General features: G+C 43.1%; 18 protein-coding genes. 7 read left to right on the top strand and 11 right to left on the bottom strand.

Translation table 11 applies throughout. The annotated features are described in order from the left end of the window. Window positions 1-2: 2 nt before the first annotated feature. Entirely contained in the window at window positions 3-974 is a 972-nt protein-coding gene (locus ACX0G7_RS09135) for a YitT family protein (protein WP_458923149.1), read from the bottom strand. Window positions 975-1,135: 161 nt separating this feature from the next. On the opposite strand from ACX0G7_RS09135, the gene ACX0G7_RS09130 reads away from it, so the two are divergent. After that, window positions 1,136-2,734: a peptide chain release factor 3 gene (locus ACX0G7_RS09130; RefSeq protein ID WP_458923148.1), complete on the top strand. Its 1,599-nt coding sequence runs from the start codon at window positions 1,136-1,138 to the stop codon at window positions 2,732-2,734. Window positions 2,735-2,790: 56 nt separating this feature from the next. Beyond that, entirely contained in the window at window positions 2,791-3,789 is a 999-nt protein-coding gene (locus ACX0G7_RS09125; protein WP_458923147.1) for a GNAT family N-acetyltransferase, read from the top strand. A 20-nt stretch (window positions 3,790-3,809) separates the two neighbouring features. On the opposite strand, the gene purB is transcribed toward ACX0G7_RS09125, so the two are convergent. Beyond that, window positions 3,810-5,153, bottom strand: coding sequence for an adenylosuccinate lyase (gene purB, locus ACX0G7_RS09120; protein ID WP_458923146.1), 1,344 nt, complete (start codon window positions 5,151-5,153; stop codon window positions 3,810-3,812). A gap of 57 nt (window positions 5,154-5,210) precedes the next feature. Between purB and ACX0G7_RS09115 the strand changes: the two genes are divergently transcribed. After that, a complete protein-coding gene (locus ACX0G7_RS09115; RefSeq protein WP_458923145.1) occupies window positions 5,211-5,948 on the top strand; it encodes a menaquinone biosynthetic enzyme MqnA/MqnD family protein in 738 nt (245 codons plus the stop codon). Between the two features lie 207 nt (window positions 5,949-6,155). Next, the gene (locus ACX0G7_RS09110) at window positions 6,156-6,932 is read left to right on the top strand and encodes a LamG domain-containing protein (protein ID WP_458923144.1); all 777 of its coding nucleotides are present in this window, start codon (window positions 6,156-6,158) and stop codon (window positions 6,930-6,932) included. Window positions 6,933-6,976: 44 nt separating this feature from the next. On the opposite strand, the gene ACX0G7_RS09105 is transcribed toward ACX0G7_RS09110, so the two are convergent. Together ACX0G7_RS09105 and ACX0G7_RS09100 are read right to left on the bottom strand one after the other, a co-directional pair. After that, window positions 6,977-7,840, bottom strand: a complete 864-nt coding sequence (locus ACX0G7_RS09105; protein ID WP_458923143.1) for a glycosyltransferase — start codon at window positions 7,838-7,840, stop codon at window positions 6,977-6,979. Further along, a complete protein-coding gene (locus tag ACX0G7_RS09100; protein WP_458923142.1) occupies window positions 7,837-8,667 on the bottom strand; it encodes a class I SAM-dependent methyltransferase in 831 nt (276 codons plus the stop codon). The genes ACX0G7_RS09105 and ACX0G7_RS09100 overlap by 4 nt, the downstream gene beginning before the upstream one ends. Window positions 8,668-8,748: 81 nt before the next feature. Here ACX0G7_RS09100 and ACX0G7_RS09095 point away from each other — a divergent pair, with 81 nt between their 5' ends. After that, window positions 8,749-9,402, top strand: a complete 654-nt coding sequence (locus ACX0G7_RS09095; protein WP_458923141.1) for a CmcI family methyltransferase — start codon at window positions 8,749-8,751, stop codon at window positions 9,400-9,402. A 2-nt stretch (window positions 9,403-9,404) separates the two neighbouring features. On the opposite strand, the gene ACX0G7_RS09090 is transcribed toward ACX0G7_RS09095, so the two are convergent. Next, window positions 9,405-10,058, bottom strand: coding sequence for an FkbM family methyltransferase (locus ACX0G7_RS09090; protein WP_458923140.1), 654 nt, complete (start codon window positions 10,056-10,058; stop codon window positions 9,405-9,407). 199 nt (window positions 10,059-10,257) lie between these two features. On the opposite strand from ACX0G7_RS09090, the gene ACX0G7_RS09085 reads away from it, so the two are divergent. Further along, window positions 10,258-11,217: a glycosyltransferase family 2 protein gene (locus tag ACX0G7_RS09085; RefSeq protein ID WP_458923139.1), complete on the top strand. Its 960-nt coding sequence runs from the start codon at window positions 10,258-10,260 to the stop codon at window positions 11,215-11,217. A 9-nt stretch (window positions 11,218-11,226) separates the two neighbouring features. Here ACX0G7_RS09085 and ACX0G7_RS09080 read toward each other — a convergent pair whose 3' ends face one another. Genes ACX0G7_RS09080 through ACX0G7_RS09060 form a run of 5 tightly spaced genes read right to left on the bottom strand, consistent with a single transcriptional unit; the run spans window position 11,227 to window position 18,009 of the window. Further along, window positions 11,227-12,426, bottom strand: coding sequence for a glycosyltransferase family 4 protein (locus tag ACX0G7_RS09080; RefSeq protein ID WP_458923138.1), 1,200 nt, complete (start codon window positions 12,424-12,426; stop codon window positions 11,227-11,229). Between the two features lie 45 nt (window positions 12,427-12,471). Then, window positions 12,472-13,623 (bottom strand): glycosyltransferase family 4 protein, encoded by a 1,152-nt coding sequence (locus ACX0G7_RS09075; protein WP_458923137.1) that lies wholly within the window; start codon window positions 13,621-13,623, stop codon window positions 12,472-12,474. A gap of 11 nt (window positions 13,624-13,634) precedes the next feature. Next, complete coding sequence (locus ACX0G7_RS09070) at window positions 13,635-14,390, bottom strand: class I SAM-dependent methyltransferase (protein WP_458923136.1); 756 nt, start codon at window positions 14,388-14,390, stop codon at window positions 13,635-13,637. A 4-nt stretch (window positions 14,391-14,394) separates the two neighbouring features. After that, window positions 14,395-15,456, bottom strand: a complete 1,062-nt coding sequence (locus ACX0G7_RS09065; RefSeq protein ID WP_458923135.1) for a methyltransferase domain-containing protein — start codon at window positions 15,454-15,456, stop codon at window positions 14,395-14,397. Then, window positions 15,457-18,009: a YfhO family protein gene (locus ACX0G7_RS09060; RefSeq protein WP_458923134.1), complete on the bottom strand. Its 2,553-nt coding sequence runs from the start codon at window positions 18,007-18,009 to the stop codon at window positions 15,457-15,459. Window positions 18,010-18,381: 372 nt separating this feature from the next. Here ACX0G7_RS09060 and ACX0G7_RS09055 point away from each other — a divergent pair, with 372 nt between their 5' ends. Then, entirely contained in the window at window positions 18,382-19,161 is a 780-nt protein-coding gene (locus ACX0G7_RS09055) for a queuosine precursor transporter (protein ID WP_458923133.1), read from the top strand. Between the two features lie 133 nt (window positions 19,162-19,294). Here the strand turns inward: ACX0G7_RS09055 and ACX0G7_RS09050 are convergent, their stop codons facing one another. Further along, the gene (locus ACX0G7_RS09050) at window positions 19,295-19,828 is read right to left on the bottom strand and encodes a GNAT family N-acetyltransferase (protein WP_458923132.1); all 534 of its coding nucleotides are present in this window, start codon (window positions 19,826-19,828) and stop codon (window positions 19,295-19,297) included. Window positions 19,829-19,851: the final 23 nt, after the last annotated feature.

The raw sequence follows: 19,851 nt of genomic DNA, 5'->3' as shown, positions 1-19,851 counted from the left end.
CCTTATTCGTTTAGCGGTCGTTTCTTGATCATTCCGCCTTTGGTATCCTTAATGCTGTGCATCACAACAAATGCATAGGGATCTATCAGATCGATCTCAGCCTTGATCCTGGAGATTTCAAGTCTTGTGATAACCGTAAACAGGATCTGTTGGTCATTCCGCACATATCCCCGTTTGCCGTATCCCCCTGATCCATTATAAACGGTGACGCCCCGGCCCAGTTTCGTGGTGATCATCGTGGCAATCTCTTCGTTTTTTGGAGAGATAATGGTCACCCCTGTGTACTCCTCGAGACCCTCAATGAGGAAGTCCACGGTTTTAGAAGCCGACATGTAAGTGAGCATCGAATACATGGCATTGTTCAGACCAAGATAATAGGCCGCTGAAGCGAAAATGACGATGTTTATTAATAAAATGATATCACCGATCGTGGAACCGGATTTCCGGCTCAGATAAATGGCCAGCACTTCGGATCCGTCCAGCACGCAACCTCCCCTTACCGCCAGCCCGATTCCTGCGCCGAGGAAAAAGCCTCCGAATACTGCGACCAGCAATTTATCGGTGGTTACAGTTGGATACTCCACCAGTGCAAGGCACAGTGCCAGTCCAAAAATTGCGCAGATAGTTTTGACGGCAAAGACTTTTCCAATTTGTTTATATCCTAAAAGTATAAAGGGCAGGTTTACAATAACGATAAACATGGACAGCGGATAATGAGTTACCCCGCTTAACAAAAGGGATATTCCAGTGGCTCCACCATCGATAAACTTGCTGGGAAGAAGGAAACTTTTAAGTCCGAAGCCAGCTAGCAGTATGCCTGTAATGATCAGGGATACGCTTTTAGCATTCTGCCGGTTGGTTTTCCTGTGCAGGTAAACCTCTTTAGCAGCCCGGTAATTGCTGTGATGGTCGTGCACCTGCAGATCAGAAGCCTCCAGGGCCTTTTTCGGTGGTGAAACAAAGGGAGAGTTCATAAGCTCTGGCTATGACGAAATTTACGAATATTTCGCGCACCAAACCGAAAAAAGAAATGCTACCTTTGCGCGCTGAAAACTGCCGGTGGGCAAGATTTTCAAGGGCCTGGCTTCTTATCCGTGGGATTTAATACACCGGCCAAAAATGCAATTATCAAGGGATGAAATACATAAATGAGATCAATAAGCGCCGGACCTTTGCCATCATCTCTCACCCGGATGCCGGTAAAACAACGCTGACAGAAAAGTTTCTTCTTTTTGGAGGTGCCATCCAGGTGGCTGGTGCAGTAAAAAGCAACAAGATCAAGAAACATGCTACCAGTGACTTCATGGAAATTGAAAGGCAAAGGGGTATCTCAGTTGCCACTTCGGTGATGAGTTTTGAATATCGCGGCACGCTGATCAACCTCCTTGATACTCCGGGTCACAAAGATTTTGCGGAAGATACTTATCGCACCCTGACGGCGGTGGACAGTGTAATCCTGGTAATCGATAGTGTAAATGGAGTAGAAGCGCAGACCAGGAGACTTATGGAAGTCTGCAGGATGCGGGATACACCCGTCATCGTTTTCATCAATAAGATGGATCGTGATGGTAAGAACCGCTTTGATTTGCTCGAGGAAATTGAGAAAGAATTGAATCTCCAGCTTCACCCTATGACCTGGCCCATCAACAGTGGAAAGGAGTTTAAAGGGGTATATAACCTTCATGATAAAAACCTGGTTCTATTTACAGCAAATACTAAGGCATCCGATGAAGATGTAGTGAATATCAGTGATTTATCTACTGAAGTACTCGACCTTAAATTAGGGGAAAGAGACGCTTCCGCCCTTAGGGAAGATGTTGAACTGGTCGAGGCGGTGCATGGTGACCTGGACACCCGTAATTATCTGGAAGGCAAAGTTGCCCCGGTCTTTTTTGGCTCTGCAGTAAACAACTTTGGGGTGAAGGAGATGTTGGACACCTTTATCCGGATCGCCCCGGTTCCCCGCTGCCGTCCAACCTCCGCGCGTGAAGTTTGCCCGGTAGAAGAAAAAATGTCCGGTTTTATTTTCAAAATTCACGCAAACCTGGATCCTAAACACCGGGATCGTATAGCATTTATGCGGGTATGCTCCGGCAAGTTCGAACGCAACAAGTATTTTCATCATGTTCGCCTCGACAAGGAAGTCAGATTCAGTAATCCCTATTCCTTTCTGGCCAGGGATAAGGATATCATCGAAGAAGCCTATCCCGGAGACGTGGTTGGCCTTTTTGATACGGGAAGTTTTAAAATCGGTGATACACTTACAGAAGGCGAAGATTTTTACTTTACCGGCATTCCGTCATTTTCACCTGAAATTTTTAAGGAAGTAGTTAACAAAGACCCTATGAAAACCAAGCAGTTGGAAAAGGGATTGTTGCAACTGACTGATGAGGGAGTGGCACAGTTATTCACCCAGTTTGGCGGAAATAAAAAGATCATCGGCTGTGTTGGGGAACTCCAGTTCGAGGTTATCCAGTATCGCCTGCTGCAGGAATATGGCGCCTCGGTTCAGTTCAATTCAGTACCTTTTTACAAGGCTTGCTGGATCACCTCGAAGGATCCAAAGAAGGTAGAGGAGTTTACAAAGTTCAAATCAGCCAACATCGCTACGGATAAAGACGGTCACCAGGTTTATCTTGCGCAAAGCGAGTGGTTCCTGAACACGGAAAGAAACAACAACCCGGACATTGAGTTTCATTTCACCAGCGAGATCCATAAACAGAGCAATGACTGATGAATTGAATTGTTATCAAACTGCATTCAACAAATATCATTTTTCAGACTGAACGATTGTACGTCAGGCGGTTTTCCCTTGAAGATGAGGACAACTTTTTCCGGTTAAACAGTGACGAGGACGTCATGATGTATATCAGGAAAACGAAAGACCGGGAAGAGTGTCGCCATTTTCTGATTGAAAACATCAATGCTTACACGCAAAATCCGATGACGGGTCGATGGGCTGTCCATGAAAAGGACTGCGATCGTTTCGTGGGAACATTTGCCATCATCCCTCTTGAAAATACCAGTTACTGGCAGGTCGGTTATGCTTTACTGAAAGAAGACTGGGGAAAAGGTTATGCCACTGAGCTTACCGGGACCGGGGTCGAATATGCGTTCCGCAAGATGCTTGTGTCAAAACTTATGGCCGTGACAGAAAGAACCAATCATGGTTCTATGCATGTTTTGAGCAAAGCCGGATTTACCCGGCTCGATAACTTTCAGCAGGATGGTAAGGAACTTTGTCTTTTTGAGATCGTTAACCGTGCCGTTGTTGAAACCGACCGTCTCCTGATCGCCGCGCTCGACAACCGACAATTGCACCTTTATATTGCTCCAAATAATAAGCTTGAAGAAGAGCTTGGACTGAAAACCGGCGACCGTGTGCTTTCACAGGATCTCCGGGAGATGATAGACCAGATAACTGTGCCGGCTATGCGCGAAGCAACGGAAAAGGATTATTATTTCTATACGCTATGGATGGTGATCGATAAAACCCGTAACCGCCTGGTAGCCGAACTTGGATTTAAGGGCCCTCCCGATCAACATGGAGCGGTAGAGATTGGTTATGGTACGTTCCCTTTATCCCGTGGAAAGGGTTATATGACGGAGGCTGTAGCCGGTATGATTTCGTGGGCAAAGAAGTTTCCCGGTATCAGGTTCATCAAAGCAGAAACTGAAGAGGATAATGATGCTTCCATGAAGGTGCTGACCAAGGCAGGTTTTGAGCAGATAAGCAGACAACATACCCGCATCATCTGGAAATACAACCTGTACGAACCAGGGCATTAATCGACACCATCTTCCGCCGGTTACATTGCATTTACACCAGTATAATTATGTGGTGTGATCTTCTTTAATTCCTTCTTAACCGCCGAAGACACATCAAGGGTATCGATAAATTTATGGAGCGATTGCTTGTTAATGCCACCTTTTCCCCGCGTTAAATCTTTAAGCGCTTCATACGGGGCCGGATAGTTTTCTCTTCTCAGAATCGTTTGAATTGCTTCGGCCACTACTGCCCAGGTATTTTCCAGGTCAGCGTAAATCTTATCTTCATTAAGAACAAGTTTCTCCAGGCCTTTTTCGATTGATCGAAAGGCCAGGATGGTATGAGCGAGTGGCACGCCGATGTTCCTTAGCACCGTCGAATCTGTAAGATCCCTTTGCAGCCGGCTTACAGGCAGTTTTGCCGAAAGATGTTCCAGCAAAGCATTCGCAATGCCAAGGTTGCCTTCTGCATTTTCGAAATCAATCGGGTTTACTTTATGTGGCATGGCCGATGAACCCACTTCGCCTTTTTTTGTTTTTTGTTTGAAATAATCCATGGAGATATAGGTCCACAGATCGCGCGAGAGATCAATAAGAATTGTATTGATTCGTTTCATGGCATCGAAAGATGCTGACAGGTTATCGTAGTGTTCGATCTGGGTGGTGAACTGTTGTCTTTCCATCCCAAGGATTTCAGTAACAAACTCGTTTCCGAGCTTCACCCAATCTTTGGCCGGGAAAGCAACGACATGGGCATTGAAGTTCCCGGTAGCTCCTCCGAATTTTGCAGAAACAGGAACGTGAATAAAAAGTTCTATCTGGTTAGCCAGTCTTTCAACGAAAACCATCAGCTCCTTTCCAAGCTTGGTGGGACTTGCCGCCTGTCCGTGTGTTCTTGCCAACATAGATATATCTTTCCAATCCTGTGCAAGCAATTCGATCTGGCGGTTAAGATTCAGAAGAAAAGGCAGGTACTCAAATTCCATAGCGTGTTTCCAGGATAAAGGAATGGCCGTATTATTAATATCCTGTGAAGTAAGCCCGAAATGCACCCACTCTTTAGAGGCGCCTGCTTTGAGTTCCTCCAGCTTTTCTTTGAGAAAATATTCTACTGCTTTTACGTCGTGATTTGTAATCGCTTCCGTTTCTTTTATTTTTTGCGCATCTGCGAGGCTGAAGTCATCTGCAATGGCATGTATAGCGGATTTCATGGCAGCAGGCAGCGGAAAAAACTTCTTGGATGATAAAAAAAGAAAATATTCCACTTCTACCAGAACACGATATTTCATGAGTGCGAACTCGGAAAAATATTCATCCAGGTGATGTAGTTGTTTCCGATATCTGCCATCGATAGGCGAGATGGCTGTCAGTGCATTTAGTTCCATGAATTATGATTGAATAGAAGTTGCCAGTGTGTAACTTTGCGGGCAAAATTAGATGAATTGGAGAAGATAAAGGTTGGAATCGTGAATTATCTCAATACCAGGCCCCTTGTTTATGGTATTGAAAACTCACCGGTGATGAATGAGATCATATTTACAGGCAATTATCCCGCGAAACTTGCTCAGCAGCTTATCACCGGTGAGATAGATCTTGGTCTTGTTCCGATTGCCGTTATTCCTGGATTGAGGGAGCATTTTATCAATACTGATTACTGTATTGGCACTGAGGGGGAGGTTGCCTCCGTGTGCCTTTTTAGTGATGTGCCCCTTGAAGAGGCGGAAACAGTGCTGATGGATTATCAAAGCAGAACCTCAGTGGCACTTGCAAAATTACTGTTGAAGGAATACTGGAAATTAACGCCGGAGATCGTACCCACGCAGAATGATTATCGTCCTTTGATAGCTGGCAGAACAGCTGGTCTCGTAATTGGTGACCGCGCCCTTGAGCAGCGGCATAAGAACAAATACATTTACGATCTTGGTACAGCCTGGAAAGATCATACCGGCCTTCCTTTTGTATTTGCTGCCTGGGTAAGCACAAAAAAACTTGATCCGGGTTTTGTAGCCGCGTTCAATGAAGCAAATCGGGTTGGACTAACAAAGATTCACGAAGTGGTTTCAGAACAGATTTATGAGCATTATGATCTGTTGAGATATTATACTCGTAATATCAGCTACTTGCTGACAGAAAATAAACGGGTTGGACTGGCCTCTTTCCTTAATGCCATAACAAAATAATATGAAAGCCGCCCCGGCATTAGCGAAGAGCGTGAAAACATTTGACACGGCACTCAGTGACGTTAGTGACTGTTTAATTACACCGAAGTTCCAATTTTGGGAATCTGACATTAAATTTTTTCCAACTGGCTGGATTTGTTAGTAAATGACTACAAAAAAATTACATTTACGCACCTTAATTTTTTTAAACCTTAACCCCTTGTTTTTATGCGAATCGTTGGCTTCTTGTTCCTAGTCATTGCCTTCACTTCCTGCCAGAAGGAATGTCCTGTTTGTGAAGACGAAACACCCAAACCAGTTTGTTCAACTGAACTTACCAAAGGTCTGCTTGCTTATTATCCTTTTAACGGAAACCTTAATGATGAAAGCGGGAACAGTCTGCACGGAAGCGCTGTCAATGGCGCATACCTTACTACCGGTTTTCTTGGCCGGCCAAACACAGCCGCAGGTTTTGATGGCTTTGATGATTACATCATGGTGCAGGACAACGGTAAGTTAACCACAGACAGCGTAACGATCTCGCTTTTTGTGATGGCAAAAACGGTCAATCGGAGGCACGCTATTGTTTCGAGAGTAAACTTTGAAAATACAACTTCTCTCGCCTGGGGGTTAGGTCAAAGCCTGGATGGAATCAATAAATGGGAATTCGCAGTCGGCAACGCTGCTGATGCGTGTTCGAAAGCGCATATCTATGATCCATCCATTTATTGTACTTCGACCCAGTCGCTGGTCGCCGGGCAGTGGTATCACCTGATCACAAGTTTTGTTGATGGGGTTCAGAAAATCTATGTTGATGGAACGCTGAAGGCAACGATAAACCGTAACTTCAAAACACTTAAGAAATGTACAACTGCACAGTTTATTATCGGCGGATGGTGGAAGGGTGATATCACTTCTATTGATGGAAAAGTTGATGAGGTGCGCGTTTACAACAGGGGATTGTCTGAATGCGAGATCAAGGAACTGTCCAAAACCTTCAATTAATTTTCACCCGCGATTGGTCTTTACGTTATTTTAAAAAACCGGTATTACAATTTGTAATACCGGTTTTTTAAAAAGTGCCAGAGTCCCAGCAAGGTATATCTAAGTACAGCAAATTTTTGTTTCCCGTAGACCAGGTTATTTTTTACTGTCACATAAATTATCTTTCGTCGTTTAGCCGACTCTTTAGGGAAGTCCTTTTTGTATTTCCGCGAGATATATAAACCGTTTCTTACGATATAATATATCCGTACAGGACTATGTATGATCTTTCGCCTTGGGGCTGAGCCACGACTCCCGGTGACCTCCAGGGATTCTCCGAGCGAATGGGACATGAGTCCTGTTCTAACTACCACGACTTTAAAACCTGACAGTACTGCCCTGTAGCAGTAATCATGATCCACTTCATCGATAAACAGTTTCTCTTCGAAGCCTTGCAATTCTTGAAATATTTGAAGATTAACCAGGCTTCCCGAAGTGATCAGCGAATTCACTTCCAGGTATTTTTCCCCGGGAGCAAAGGAGGAGAGGAACTTTTTATCATAAGCCAGGCCGAAGACAGCAACTGCATTTTTGTCGACATGTTCATCAGCTGCTTTAAGATAAGCCGATAAAACACCAGGTTGAAATGATGAATCCTGGTCCATGGTTAACAACCATGCATAACCTTCATGTATTGCTCTTCGGCCTGCAATATTCAACGCTTTGGCAATTCCATGGTTGATCTTATGTGAGATAATAACAACTTTAGGATTTGCACTCAGTCCTTTCAATATACGCTCATCCGGAAATTCCGAATTGTCGATGATAAACAAGCGGGCTACCTGGTCCACATATGTGGCAATGTTATGTAGATACTCCTCGTGCGGATTATACAGTACAACCACGGCTGCAGTGTGGGTCGAGATCATAGACTATCAGAAGGAAACTTATTGTTTTTAAATAATCGGTTGTTGCGATCGAGGAAGCTGCTGTTGTCTATTTTTCCACCTGACACTTTCTGGACAAGGACGATAATATTGAAAGGCGTAAAATGTGATGCCCGGATAATTTGGAGACCAGTAAAATCGACGAGCTTTAAGAGGAGGGGAGTATTGAAAATATGGTGATGGACACACCTGTTTTGAAAATTGTTCGCAGTTCTTTCAGCAAGCAGGGCAGGATCTTTGAGACCAGGATCCATTGTGACATCATGAAGATTGACCGCATCTTCGAAGTGAGTGCTGTCGTCTTCGCCTGTGCCGTTTTCATAATCTTCGATCATGTGCTCGAGTGTTGTCAAGGGCCTTCTCCTGTCAAATGTCCTGTCTTTGTGTGGTAATACCAGCAACATATATCCTCCATCCCTGATGACTCTTTTCCACTCAAGCAGTGCTTTAATAGGATTGGCAATGTGTTCAAGGCTGTGACAGGAAAGCACAAAATCATATGCGCCGGAATTGATCACCGCCAGGTCCGTTGCATCAGCGATAAACTGCCTACCGACTTTGTTTTTATCATACCTGAAAGTTTGGCCTTCCGAAATGTGACCCTCCCAAACAGTGTCAGTGCTGAAATTACATCCATCCAGTCCACTAATGACATTATATATCGGCAAAAATCCTTTTGATGAAAGTGCCAGGCTTGGGCCGCCCACCTCGAGTCCTTTAAGACCACGGAAATACGCCATATATTTATGGCGATCTTTCATTCTTTTGGGAAAGTAGAGTCTGAATGTAGTTTCTAATTTTTTAAACATTTCCCAAGTTTACATTACTTTTATCAATATCCTGTAACGTTGTGCTAACCAAGTTAACATGAATAAATATCAAAAAATCATATGAATTTAAGCAACCCGGAATCAGCTTTGAGTAGGTGGATCATTAACTCTTTTCATAAACTTTATTATCATAATAATTCACAAACCTGGGACAATACATATTGGATGGGCACAAAAATACTTAAATGCCCCCTCGATATGTGGATTTACCAGGAAATATTTCATGAACTTAGGCCCGATATTATTATTGAATGTGGGACCAACAAGGGTGGAAGTGCATCATTTATGGCTGCACTTCTTGACATTATTGGAAAGGGCAGAATTCTGACAATCGACATCCAAGCTTATGATAACCGGCCCGTACATCCAAGGGTCGAATACGTATTGGGTTCAACGATTGAAGATGCGGTAGTTGAAAGAGTCCGCGATTCAATAAAACCCGGCGAAAAAGTGCTGGTGATTCTCGATTCCGACCACTCTGATCGCCATGTATACCAGGAGATGAATATCTATCATAAATTTGTAACTCCTGGTAGTTATATGATCGTTGAAGACTCGAATGTGCATGGTCACCCGGTACATAAGCATCATGGACCAGGACCCTATGAGTCTATCGAAAGATTTCTTAAAAACAATAAGGGCTTTGTGATTGATCGCTCACGTGAAAAATTCATGATGACCTTCAACCCGACTGGTTATCTTAGAAAACTTTAACCTTAAGGTTTAACGCAAATAATATTTTCCCCTTTTAGGTAAGTGAACCAGTCATATTTTCCCATCTCCCTGAAGAACACCTGTGATGTTCCCGGCTTCAGATTATCATGCAATTCTGTGATGATACATTCAGTTACCGGTAGCCAAGCATCACTTCCGTTATCGAATACCTCTTTCTCGGAACCTTCAATATCGATTTTAAGTATGGAGAGTCGTCTGATCCTGTGTTCTTCAATTAAGCCCGCGACTGTGTAAGACTGAACATAACCTTCATTAATTTCTCCCGCCGGGCCCATAACATAACCGGCACTTTTTTCTTCTGTATTGAAAATTTTTAGTTTTTCATTTTTGTGCCACAACGCTCCGTGAATATGCATAACGTTTGGATAACCAACCGTGTTTTTTTTCAGTAATTGGAAATTATTTACGTCCGGTTCTATGGAAAGAATTCGGGCATTCGGAAATTTTTGCGAGAAGTACACCGCTGCCAGGCCAATATTTGCACCTGCATCAATGATCCACTCAACCGATCTGGGATTATTATGTGGAAAATCATATTGTTGTTCTGTAAAGACCTGGTCAAAGATGTAGGGGTCAGACTGATCTTTTCTGAGCCAGATTTCATTTTTGAATACCCCGCTCTTAATTTTGATCATTGATCCACCCGCAAATAAAAAGTCAAAAAAGATCTTTAAACCGTTTTTCAGCTGGTAATATCTTATCAGGCTAATCAGTTTAATAACTTGCAGACCTAAAGCTCTCAATAGTTTTTAATTTCGCCAAAGGTATGCCCTGCGTAGAAGAATAAAAAATGGCAACCCTGTCAGCATTAACATATTGGTTAACTTGCCTGGTATGTCAACTGGAACATCGCGCCCCTTTATATCAATATGCATTCCTGCCTATAAGCACGAGGAATATGTCGGGCGGCTGTTGAAGTCTGTTTCTGATCAGACGTTTACGGACTTTGAAGTTATCATTACAGACGATAGTCCTGATGACACTGTCCGCCATCTTGTATCAGCATATAACAGCAGCTTTAGTTTGAGGTATATAAAGAATTCTCCTGCTCTTGGTACCCCAGAAAACTGGAACGAAGGTATCCGGCTTGCCAAAGGACAATGGATCAAGTTGATTCACGATGATGATTGGTTCGCATGTCCTGACAGCCTGCAGGTTTATGTTGATGCCATCAAATTAAATCCCGGCAAGGACTTTTTCTTTTCGGCATATTTTAATGTGAAAGGGCAGGAATCTGCGATCGTAAAACCAGGGTCTTTCAGAATAAAGCAGTTGCAGAAAAACCCGGTAACGTTACTATCAAAAAATATCATCGGTCCGCCCAGTGTTGTTATTCATAGAAATGATCAACAATATTTTTATGATAAAAATCTCAAATGGCTCGTGGATATGGACTTTTATATGCGTTATCTCAACAATCGTACAGCGGTTTATATTGATAAGCCGATCATCAATATCGGATTAAACGAACAGCAGGTAACAAGGTCCAGTTCGCTGGTTAGGGAGGTCGAAATACCAGAACATTTTAGTGTGGTTAGAAAAACAGGCGTCCGGCAATTCGAAAATCTTCTTGTCTATGATGCATGGTGGAGACTGATGCGAAACCTCAACATCCAATCTGTTGATGAAATAAAGGCGGCTGGTTATAATGGAGATATTCCAATCCAGGTCAGAAACCTTGTTAATTTCCAGCAGAAATTCCCACGATCCTTGTTGAGGTTCGGACCAGCATCGAAATTGCTGATGACCGCCAGTTACTTTTATAATCGTTTAGGCAACAGTTTCACAAAGTGAAAAAAACAATCAGGCCGGAGTATTCATCAGAAATTCCCGGTAAGTCTTAAGAAACTGTGTTTTGTCAAAATGTTTTTTTGCGTATTCATAAGCCGTCAATGACAATTCATTAAGTTTAGTGATATTTGTCAGTAACATACTAATCTGGGTGATACCCTGCTTAACCACTGCTTCTTCATTCCCGAAATCATCAATCAGGATTGAGTTATACCCGTTCTTTAAATGCATTTTATTTCCTTCCAGCGCAGTTACCAGTGGCACGCATCCATAAGCCATCCCTTCCTTTATCACCATTGGAAAGCCTTCATACGCGGAAGTCAGAATAATAATATGTGCTTTACTATAGAGCCGGTTCATTTCATCTTTGGTTCTTACTTCACCATACACGTGACTGGCTACAGTAATGTCATTATCGATCTCTCCCCCAAGCGGGCCGGCAAAATGAAATTGGACCGGCGATCCAGCTTTGATAAAATGCCTCGCAATCCTATTGAGTAACCATACTCTTTTCTGGGGACCACCGCGACCCGCATAAAGAATGTGTAGGGGTGGACTTGTTTTAAGTGGCAAGGTGTCCGGCACTGTCACCCCGGGCTGAATAAAAAGTATTCTTTCGTTATAATCAGCCGGCACTTTATATTCAGTATACTGATGGCGGATATTGCTCAGCGTGAAGCTATCGTATACAATCCGGGTGTCAAGCAGTCGGACGTTTGCCAAACCAAAAAACTCCATACCTTTTTTACCGTACGAGAAATTGTGCAGCAATTCTGTTTTATGGACATGGGCACCCAGAAATGGAAGCATGTCATAAAAGAAAGTACTGTTTGAGCTCAGAACATGAACCCGTTTATGAAGGTTGAGATAAAACGAATAATAATGCACTGAAAAAAGTCGGAACAGTAAATAGTCGCACCAGATATGGATGTCGAAGTTTATGGTATTGGGAATGGAATAAAATGCGTCTTTTAAACCATCATTGGGCGACTTGCGTGTAAAAAAAACCATTTTCGGAACATCTTCCACGCTTTTAAGAATATCCAGGTGAATCCGTTGAGCACCACCGATCGCAAAGCGGTCAAAGAAAAAGAACAGGTGTCCGGTGTGTTTTTTTCTTAGTAAAACAAATGGGTAAATAAAAATAACAGCAACAGGGTAAGTGATCCATAAAAGGAAGCGAAAAATTTTGATCTTTGTTAAGTTATGCATCAACGTCTGACTTAAGTTGAGTGATTTTACCTGGTTTGTTCCTGACTACTTGCTAATGTGCCTGGTAACTGGAACTGATTGTTCAATAATTTTCGAAACTTTCTTTGCTATGCTTCCCCAATAATAGTAATCATAAAATGCTTGTGGTGTATGATCATTATTATCAAACGCGGCGATTACCAGCCTGGTGAAATCAGCCCAGTCCTGGTCCGGCACAATTTGCAATTTGTTATGGCATGCTTCCCGAATTAAACCAAGTGCACCGATTTCCGTTGAAATAACCGTACAATTCATAGCTATTGCTTCGATTGCTTTTGTTTTGACACCGCCACCACTGATGATGGGATTAAGAAATACATCAGCAGCTTTGAAGTAGAGAGAGATATCGTCTACAAAGCCGGCATAAATGATATTTTTACGTAAATAATCCTTCAGGTCGTTGAAGAAATCCGGTAAGCCTTTGCCACATACGAGGATCTTGTAGTTCAAGCCTCTTGCCAGCAATTCCGGGTTAATAACGTCCAGGATAATTTTGAGGGCATCATAGTTTGTATGATGGTATAGCGCACCATTAAACAACAGGATTTTTTCATTTCCGGGTATTCCATGCTTCGCCTGGATCTTCGATCTTGCTTCCGGGATATCAGCAGGAATAGACGATTGTTCAACTCCGTAGGTGATAGCCGTCGATTTAGCAGGGTTGATACCCATGATGTCAACTGCATGTTTTTTGTCATCTTCAGAAATAAAGAAAACAAGGTCAGCCTTTTTATACACCCACCTTTCATACCACATGAGCGCTTTCCACCACCAGCGGCCGATTGACTTTGACCGCATATATTCGATATTATGGGAATGTACCACCCAGGTAATATTCATGGTGTTTTTCAGCATCCAGGCAAGCCATCCGAAATAAGGATGTTCGATCAGCAGATGCGTTGCATTGCTCTTAATAATTTCTTTCCTCAGTCTGAAATACAGCAAAGGGTTTGCATATTTCGATTTGCTGTTGGAAAGTATGTTCAGCAATTGATAGTTGGTTGCATATGACGGATCATTGTTCATGGTAGCGATACCTGTTATCTCTATATATTCTGCCAGGTATTTATTAAACAATGCAATTCCTTTTTCTCCACCGAGTTGAGCAGGTAATATTTTATAGGGAATAATACTGACGATCCTTACTGAATTACCCATTTGATTGCGAGTTATTTCTTTTTTGCCAGAACGAATATGGACGTGGCGAGGAAGGGAGAGGTGGTGGTATCATTTTTAAAGATATTGGCGGTAACAAAACGTTTGAGTTTTCCTTCTTTTAAAACATCCATGGGGGCGGTAACGTAAACGGCATCGACTATTGCAAAACCATGTTTTTCAAAAAGCCCCAGGATCCGGTCCCTCGTGTAAATTCTCGCGTTGGCATAACGTTCATGGATAGCTGTCGGCAACCATGAAAAAAACGGAACACGGTTCCATGGAAGCAGCGGTAACTTTGCGCCGTGGGTTTCAAATATCCACCATTTATTAGGCACAGTTATCGCCGCAAGTCCGCCCGGACGAAGTAATTCGTTATATTTTGAAATACTGTCATCGGATTTCAGGTGCTCAATCACTTCAAAGCTGATCAGCCTGTCATAACTCCCAGGCAATGGCTCATTTTCCAGGTCAAGTTTCCTGAACGTTGAAAGCTGATCATTATTTTTTACCTGCTGTTCCTTAAAGGGATCCGAGTAATCGAATATGTCAATGCCAAGGGCTGACCTGAACCGGTGTGCCACTCTTGTGATTGTAGCGCCACTCCCGGATCCGACCTCAATCAGGTCAGCGTTCTTATCAAAAAAATCCGGGTATTGATTAAGTATGTTTATGCGCCTGGTTATGATCTTGTCAACATCATCAGCGGGCTTGCCAAGATAGTGTGTATCCCGGAACAGGCTTTTATCGACCCGGTCAGTATTTGCCATCTGATTATGTTGATTTATTTTTATTCAAAGCTATTAAATTGCTTTTTGGTACGGCTATTACATAGATAAATGGCGCCAGTTTTATGCCCGATTTTCCGGAGGCCCTGACCACTGGATTTAATACCTTCCCCAATAGATTTTTAGCTTTACTGGTATTGTGAGTATCCCAGAAACCTGGCTCAAAGAACAAGTCGTATTGCGCAGATGAAACCAGCTTCCTGTAAGTGTCGAAAGGAAGCAGATGCTCAAACCAAACGCCGCTGCCTGTTTCTACTGTATTGGTATGATGGATGGAAGGATCAGGTAAGGTACCGTTATCCTGGTAGGCTTTCACGGCATTATCAAAATCCTGGAGTGCCAGTCCACGTGTCGCCTTCGCAAGGCGAAGCAAATCCCTTTCCGAAATCGATTTTATCTTTTCACGGATCAGGGCTTTTCTCTGCGGTAGAAAATACTTCTCCCATTTCCTGTGCCAGAGGATATGTTTTATATGAGAAGCCGGGTTATGATAATTCGCAGTGGTTGAAGAATAGATCAGTGCGCCCGGTTGGTATGAGTATACCGTAGAAAAAAAAGTATCTAATTTGTAAATATGTTCTATTACGTTACGTGATGTGATGATATCACATTGAATGTTTTTTGTGGCAAGATTCTCTAATGTATTCTGCACATCGCCCACTATGTATTCATCAATGTTGACACCGATAGCGTTGGCAATGAGCATTGCACTTTTTTTCCAGTCTTCAAGATGGTCATTGTAAATGACGGTTTTACAGCCGATCATTTTAGCAAGCATATATAATGTGCCCACACCAGCGCCATAATCCATGATTACGGTTTCATGCACCGGCTTGCCTTTCAAAGTGATGGATCGGTACAGCAGATGTGCACTGGTTTCGATCGAGAAGTACAACCTTTTGAAATGGCTGCTTTTAAAGTATTCAAGACAATGATAGGGCATACCCAGTTTTTCAACGGGTAAAACGGTTAACCGTTCCAACAAAACAGCGGCTTGTTCCTGAATGGTACGACTTAGATTATCTCTTTGAGGCAGAAAAGTATCCATCTATACACTTGCCGCCTTAGGCTTTACAGTTGACAAATGCCTTTTGCGATACTCTTTCCATTCGTACCAGGCTGCGCCAAATAATAGGAGGAATGAAACGATACCTATTACAAGTCCAATCTTGTCCCCCATGATGAAGGACTCTGGTTCGAACTTAAAGTCAATTACATGAGAACCTGCAGGGATCGATAAGCCGCGTAAAGTGTAGTTAACTTTGACAATCGGTGCCTCTTTTCCATCAATAAACGCCTTCCAGCCACGGGGATAATAGATCTCACTGAAAACGGCAAATTGTGGAGCCCCGGCTTTGGAACTATATTTAATAACGTCGTTGCGATTGAATTCCAGTTTAATGGTTGCGGCAGAATCTGGTTGCGGAAGCGATGTTATTTTAGCTTGTTCACGTTTATCAACCACCGCGGTTAACGCCGGGTTCAGACTGTCCAGCGCTTTCATTTCTTCATCGGCACTATTCACATATTTCAGCTCCCTGACAAACCAAACCGGTCCGAGTGCGCCTGGATTTACCTGTGCTACCGGCTGGCCGTTTTGCGGATTCTGAGTAATCACATACTTCGTATTGAGCATGTTTATCACATTCATGTTACCCTTATAGATCTGGTTAGTCAACAAATCATCATACAATGATAATTTTGCCGGATGATATCCGCTAATAGAGTTATGATGGTATGAAGATCTTGCGCTTGAGGGATCTGTCTGATCGAAAACACGATAATAGCTGGTGTCCTGCTTAATTTGAATATCTGCAGCATTAGCTGCGAACGGTGCCATCAATTCCTCTTCGGTAACGTATTTATCTTTATTGAGGTAACGCGTATCTACCCCGATGAGATCAATCATTATCAGCACACAAAATGCTATGCCGGCATACATTGGCTTAAGCCTTGAAGTAACTGTAAGGATAATTAATGCAGCTCCCAACAAAACGAATATCAGGGATCTTCCAAAGTCACTGCTAAACAATGCTTTCCGATCTGTTTTTATGCCGCCGAGTATTGAAGATGTGGCAGTAGCTGTTTGTTGTTCAATCTGTGTGTTATTTGGATTTTGTTGTTTTATCGCCTGTGTGATCTGTCCCATTACTTCCTGTATCTGCCCATCCCTGCCACCGCGAAAGTCCGAGTTAATATAAGTCAGGCCAACAATCGCCAGAACAACTGCGAAAGTAATGCCGCTAAATTTTAGTTTCTTCATCAACTCTTTCTTGTCCCATTCACCATGAAGTATTGATTGCAATGCCATTGCAGCAAGCAAACACATGGTCAATTGTGGTATCACAAGGGACATGGACGGTGCACGAAACTTATTATAAAAAGGGAGATAATCGAACAGAAAATTGTTGAATCCAGCAAAATGACTTCCCCACGACATTACTATACCGAGGGCCGTAGCGGCCAACAGCCAACCCAGGTGCCAGGTTCTGACAACAAATAAACCCGCAATAAATAAGAGGCAAACGAGCGCTCCAAAATAAACGGGCCCCTCAGTAAAAGGCTGATCACCCCAATATGGAGACACCGCCCTGAAAACATAATTCAGCGCTTCCTGTGGGAGACCGGATTCCTGTAATGCTTCGATAGTTTTGCTGTCTTCGGGTAAGGGCTGAGAGGAGCTGCCACCACGGGCATTTGGAACCAGTAAAGTCGATGTTTCGCTTATACCATAACTCCACTGGAAAGCATAATCGCGATCCAACCCGTTCTTCGATTTGTTCTCTTTTGTTGCAGTTGGATCAACGGAAGCTGTAAGTTCAGACTTTCCGCCGCGCATGGTTTCTTTGGCATAGTCGTAGGTTGACAATAAAGTCACTGAATACGATGCAAATCCAATAAGCCCTGCGATGATCGCCAAACCACCAGCCTTGAGGAGATGTTGGTAGTCTTTTGCTTTTATAACATGAACCAGGAAAGCTATTCCCAGGCAAACGGCAATCAAGAGGGTATAGTATACAATTTGAACGTGATTCTGGTAAAACATAAGCGTGGTGAACACAAACGTCGCAACAAAACCCAAAACATATTTTCGTTGAGTGAGGAGAATCAGACCAGCGAGTACAGCCGGAGCATAACCCATTGAAGAAAACTTCGTGGTATGCCCGGTAGCAACAAGAATAACATTATATGAAGAGAAGGCATACGCAAGTGATCCGAAAATTGCGGGCCAGCTTTTTAATTTCAAAACCTGGGTAAGAATGTAAAAACCAATACAGGCCAGGAAGAATAAGCCCGCGGGCTGGGGCATAAACAAAGTAAACACATAGTGCAGATAAGCAATAGTCACATTATATTGTGAGGCTGCCATGATTTGAAAGGTTGGCATGCCACTGAACAGGCTGTTGGTCCACAAAGGAAAATAGCCATATTTGTCATGAAACTCGAAGGACTGCTTTGACATTCCTTTCCAACTTAGTACGTCTTGCTGATTGGGAACGAGTCCTTGAAAGACGGGCAGGCAATACAACACCGTAACTACCAAAAAAATACCAATCGCAATTGCGTGGGGCCTGAGCTGCTGCCACAAAGTTTTATTCATCAGATATTTATTATTTTTTGAAGCAAACGCCCGCCTGAATAGCCAAGTTTCCGCTTTTGATTGGGCAAAATAATGCATTTTTACGCCAAGTCAACCCATGAAGATCTTAATATTTTTCAGCCGTATAGCGCTGATATGCAATATCTGCTTCATTATGGCGGAAATAATGAGGTATTCCGCCAGCCTCCAACTGAACCCGATCTACTCCACGGTTGTTGTTCTTGGTTATGCATCTATGTTATTAAATGCGATGCTGGCAATTATGATTTTAATACTTTTTTCCACACGAAGGGAAAGCCTGAATTCCTTCCCGCGTTGGCTATTAATTATTAACTTCCTTTTTTTGATCGCACAAATTTTCATCTTCCTCTCATGATTCATAATATAATTAAGGACAAAGGGACAAGGCTGTTTATTATACTTGGCGGTTTTTTTATAGCAAATGCAATTATTGCAGAGGTGATAGGAGTTAAGATTTTCTCACTGGAAGACACCCTCGGAATAGAGAAGGCGAATTTCTCGCTACTTGGCGCGCAGAATCTATCATTTAGTTTATCAGTCGGCGTGATTCCGTGGCCGGTGATTTTCGTAATGACAGATATCATCAATGAATATTACGGGGTGAAGGGCGTGCGCTTCCTTTCCCTGCTTACTGCCGGCCTCATCGCCTTCGCATTTTTTATATTTTATTTTGCGATAAAGACGGCACCCGATACCGCTTTCTGGCTGACTTCCTATTCAAAAGAGGGCGTGCCGGATATGCAGGCCGCGTTTTTTGCCATCTTCGGCCAGGGCATGAATATCATCATAGGTTCCATAACAGCGTTTATTATCGGGCAGATCGCGGATGCCTTTATTTTCAGAAGAATCAAGGCATTTACAGGGGAAAAAAGAATCTGGGCGAGAGCGACCATCAGTACACTGTTTTCGCAGATGATTGACAGCTTCGTGGTAACCTATATTGCCTTTTATATATTTCGGGGAGTTAGTTTTGGGCAGTGTACCGCCTGGGCGCTCACTTCGTACAGCTACAAGTTCCTGGTTGCTTTATTGTTTACCCCCGTTATTTACCTTGTTCACTGGCTGGTTGAACAATACCTGGGTAAGGAAACTGCTGCCAAAATGAAGGAAGCAGCTATGCACGGGAGATGATAGAATGCGCGGGGATCGTGCGATCGGAGGGAGAAGTGACGATAAAGGTGAACGATTAGTCAATGATAACTGACAGGAGATTATTGACAAACAAGTTGCAAACCGGGTACTTGATCGAGAATAAGAACCTTAGTCAGGAGATTTTCATTTCCATGATATAGTCATCCATAACGAACCCGTTGCCGATATCGGTTTTTTCTTCTTTGATCTTTGCAAACCCGAGACGCTCGTAAAAGTTGAGTGCGGGATTGAATCGGTTAACACCAAGGCGAAGAGAGAGCGTTTTATTCCCAGGGCTGTCGGGATCTGCATTCCCGGTTTTGATCTCCTCAATGATAAAATCAAGCAGGGCTTTGCCCAGACCTTTCCCCTGGTTGCCGGGCAGAACATAAAGTTTATGGAGTTTATAAAGGCCTTCACTGTCCAACGCACCAAATGAGGCAAATCCAACCGGTTCATCTTCCAGCTCAGCCAGCACAAACGAATGCTTTTGTCTTTTGATCTGGTCTATTAGGGCATCGGGACTGTAAAAGAGGTTCAGCATGTAGCTGATCTGTTCTTGTTTCAGGATGGAGCCGTAAGCAGCCGGCCATATCTGCTGTGCCAAAAAACCGATTGTATTTATGTCATCCACATCGGCAAACCGTACCACCAACTCATTGTCCATCATGTAATTTTTATTCCCTGCCC

It is taken from the genome of Flavitalea antarctica, assembly GCF_054461535.1.
Note: the sequence above shows the minus strand (reverse complement) of the source record. Positions and strands in the feature narration are given on the sequence as shown.

What these genes read in the sequence shown, in the direction of transcription:
- ACX0G7_RS09130 (WP_458923148.1), top strand. Translation starts at nt 1,136, where the DNA reads ATGAAATACATAAATGAGATCAATAAGCGCCGGACCTTTGCCATCATC.
- ACX0G7_RS09105 (WP_458923143.1), bottom strand. Translation starts at nt 7,840, where the DNA reads ATGATCTCGACCCACACTGCAGCCGTGGTTGTACTGTATAATCCGCAC.
- ACX0G7_RS09060 (WP_458923134.1), bottom strand. Translation starts at nt 18,009, where the DNA reads ATGAATAAAACTTTGTGGCAGCAGCTCAGGCCCCACGCAATTGCGATT.
- ACX0G7_RS09090 (WP_458923140.1), bottom strand. Translation starts at nt 10,058, where the DNA reads ATGATCAAAATTAAGAGCGGGGTATTCAAAAATGAAATCTGGCTCAGA.
- ACX0G7_RS09110 (WP_458923144.1), top strand. Translation starts at nt 6,156, where the DNA reads ATGCGAATCGTTGGCTTCTTGTTCCTAGTCATTGCCTTCACTTCCTGC.
- purB (WP_458923146.1), bottom strand. Translation starts at nt 5,153, where the DNA reads ATGGAACTAAATGCACTGACAGCCATCTCGCCTATCGATGGCAGATAT.
- ACX0G7_RS09135 (WP_458923149.1), bottom strand. Translation starts at nt 974, where the DNA reads ATGAACTCTCCCTTTGTTTCACCACCGAAAAAGGCCCTGGAGGCTTCT.
- ACX0G7_RS09100 (WP_458923142.1), bottom strand. Translation starts at nt 8,667, where the DNA reads ATGTTTAAAAAATTAGAAACTACATTCAGACTCTACTTTCCCAAAAGA.
- ACX0G7_RS09055 (WP_458923133.1), top strand. Translation starts at nt 18,382, where the DNA reads ATGATTCATAATATAATTAAGGACAAAGGGACAAGGCTGTTTATTATA.
- ACX0G7_RS09080 (WP_458923138.1), bottom strand. Translation starts at nt 12,426, where the DNA reads ATGCATAACTTAACAAAGATCAAAATTTTTCGCTTCCTTTTATGGATC.
- ACX0G7_RS09070 (WP_458923136.1), bottom strand. Translation starts at nt 14,390, where the DNA reads ATGGCAAATACTGACCGGGTCGATAAAAGCCTGTTCCGGGATACACAC.
- ACX0G7_RS09050 (WP_458923132.1), bottom strand. Translation starts at nt 19,828, where the DNA reads ATGGACAATGAGTTGGTGGTACGGTTTGCCGATGTGGATGACATAAAT.
- ACX0G7_RS09075 (WP_458923137.1), bottom strand. Translation starts at nt 13,623, where the DNA reads ATGGGTAATTCAGTAAGGATCGTCAGTATTATTCCCTATAAAATATTA.
- ACX0G7_RS09085 (WP_458923139.1), top strand. Translation starts at nt 10,258, where the DNA reads ATGTCAACTGGAACATCGCGCCCCTTTATATCAATATGCATTCCTGCC.
- ACX0G7_RS09095 (WP_458923141.1), top strand. Translation starts at nt 8,749, where the DNA reads ATGAATTTAAGCAACCCGGAATCAGCTTTGAGTAGGTGGATCATTAAC.
- ACX0G7_RS09065 (WP_458923135.1), bottom strand. Translation starts at nt 15,456, where the DNA reads ATGGATACTTTTCTGCCTCAAAGAGATAATCTAAGTCGTACCATTCAG.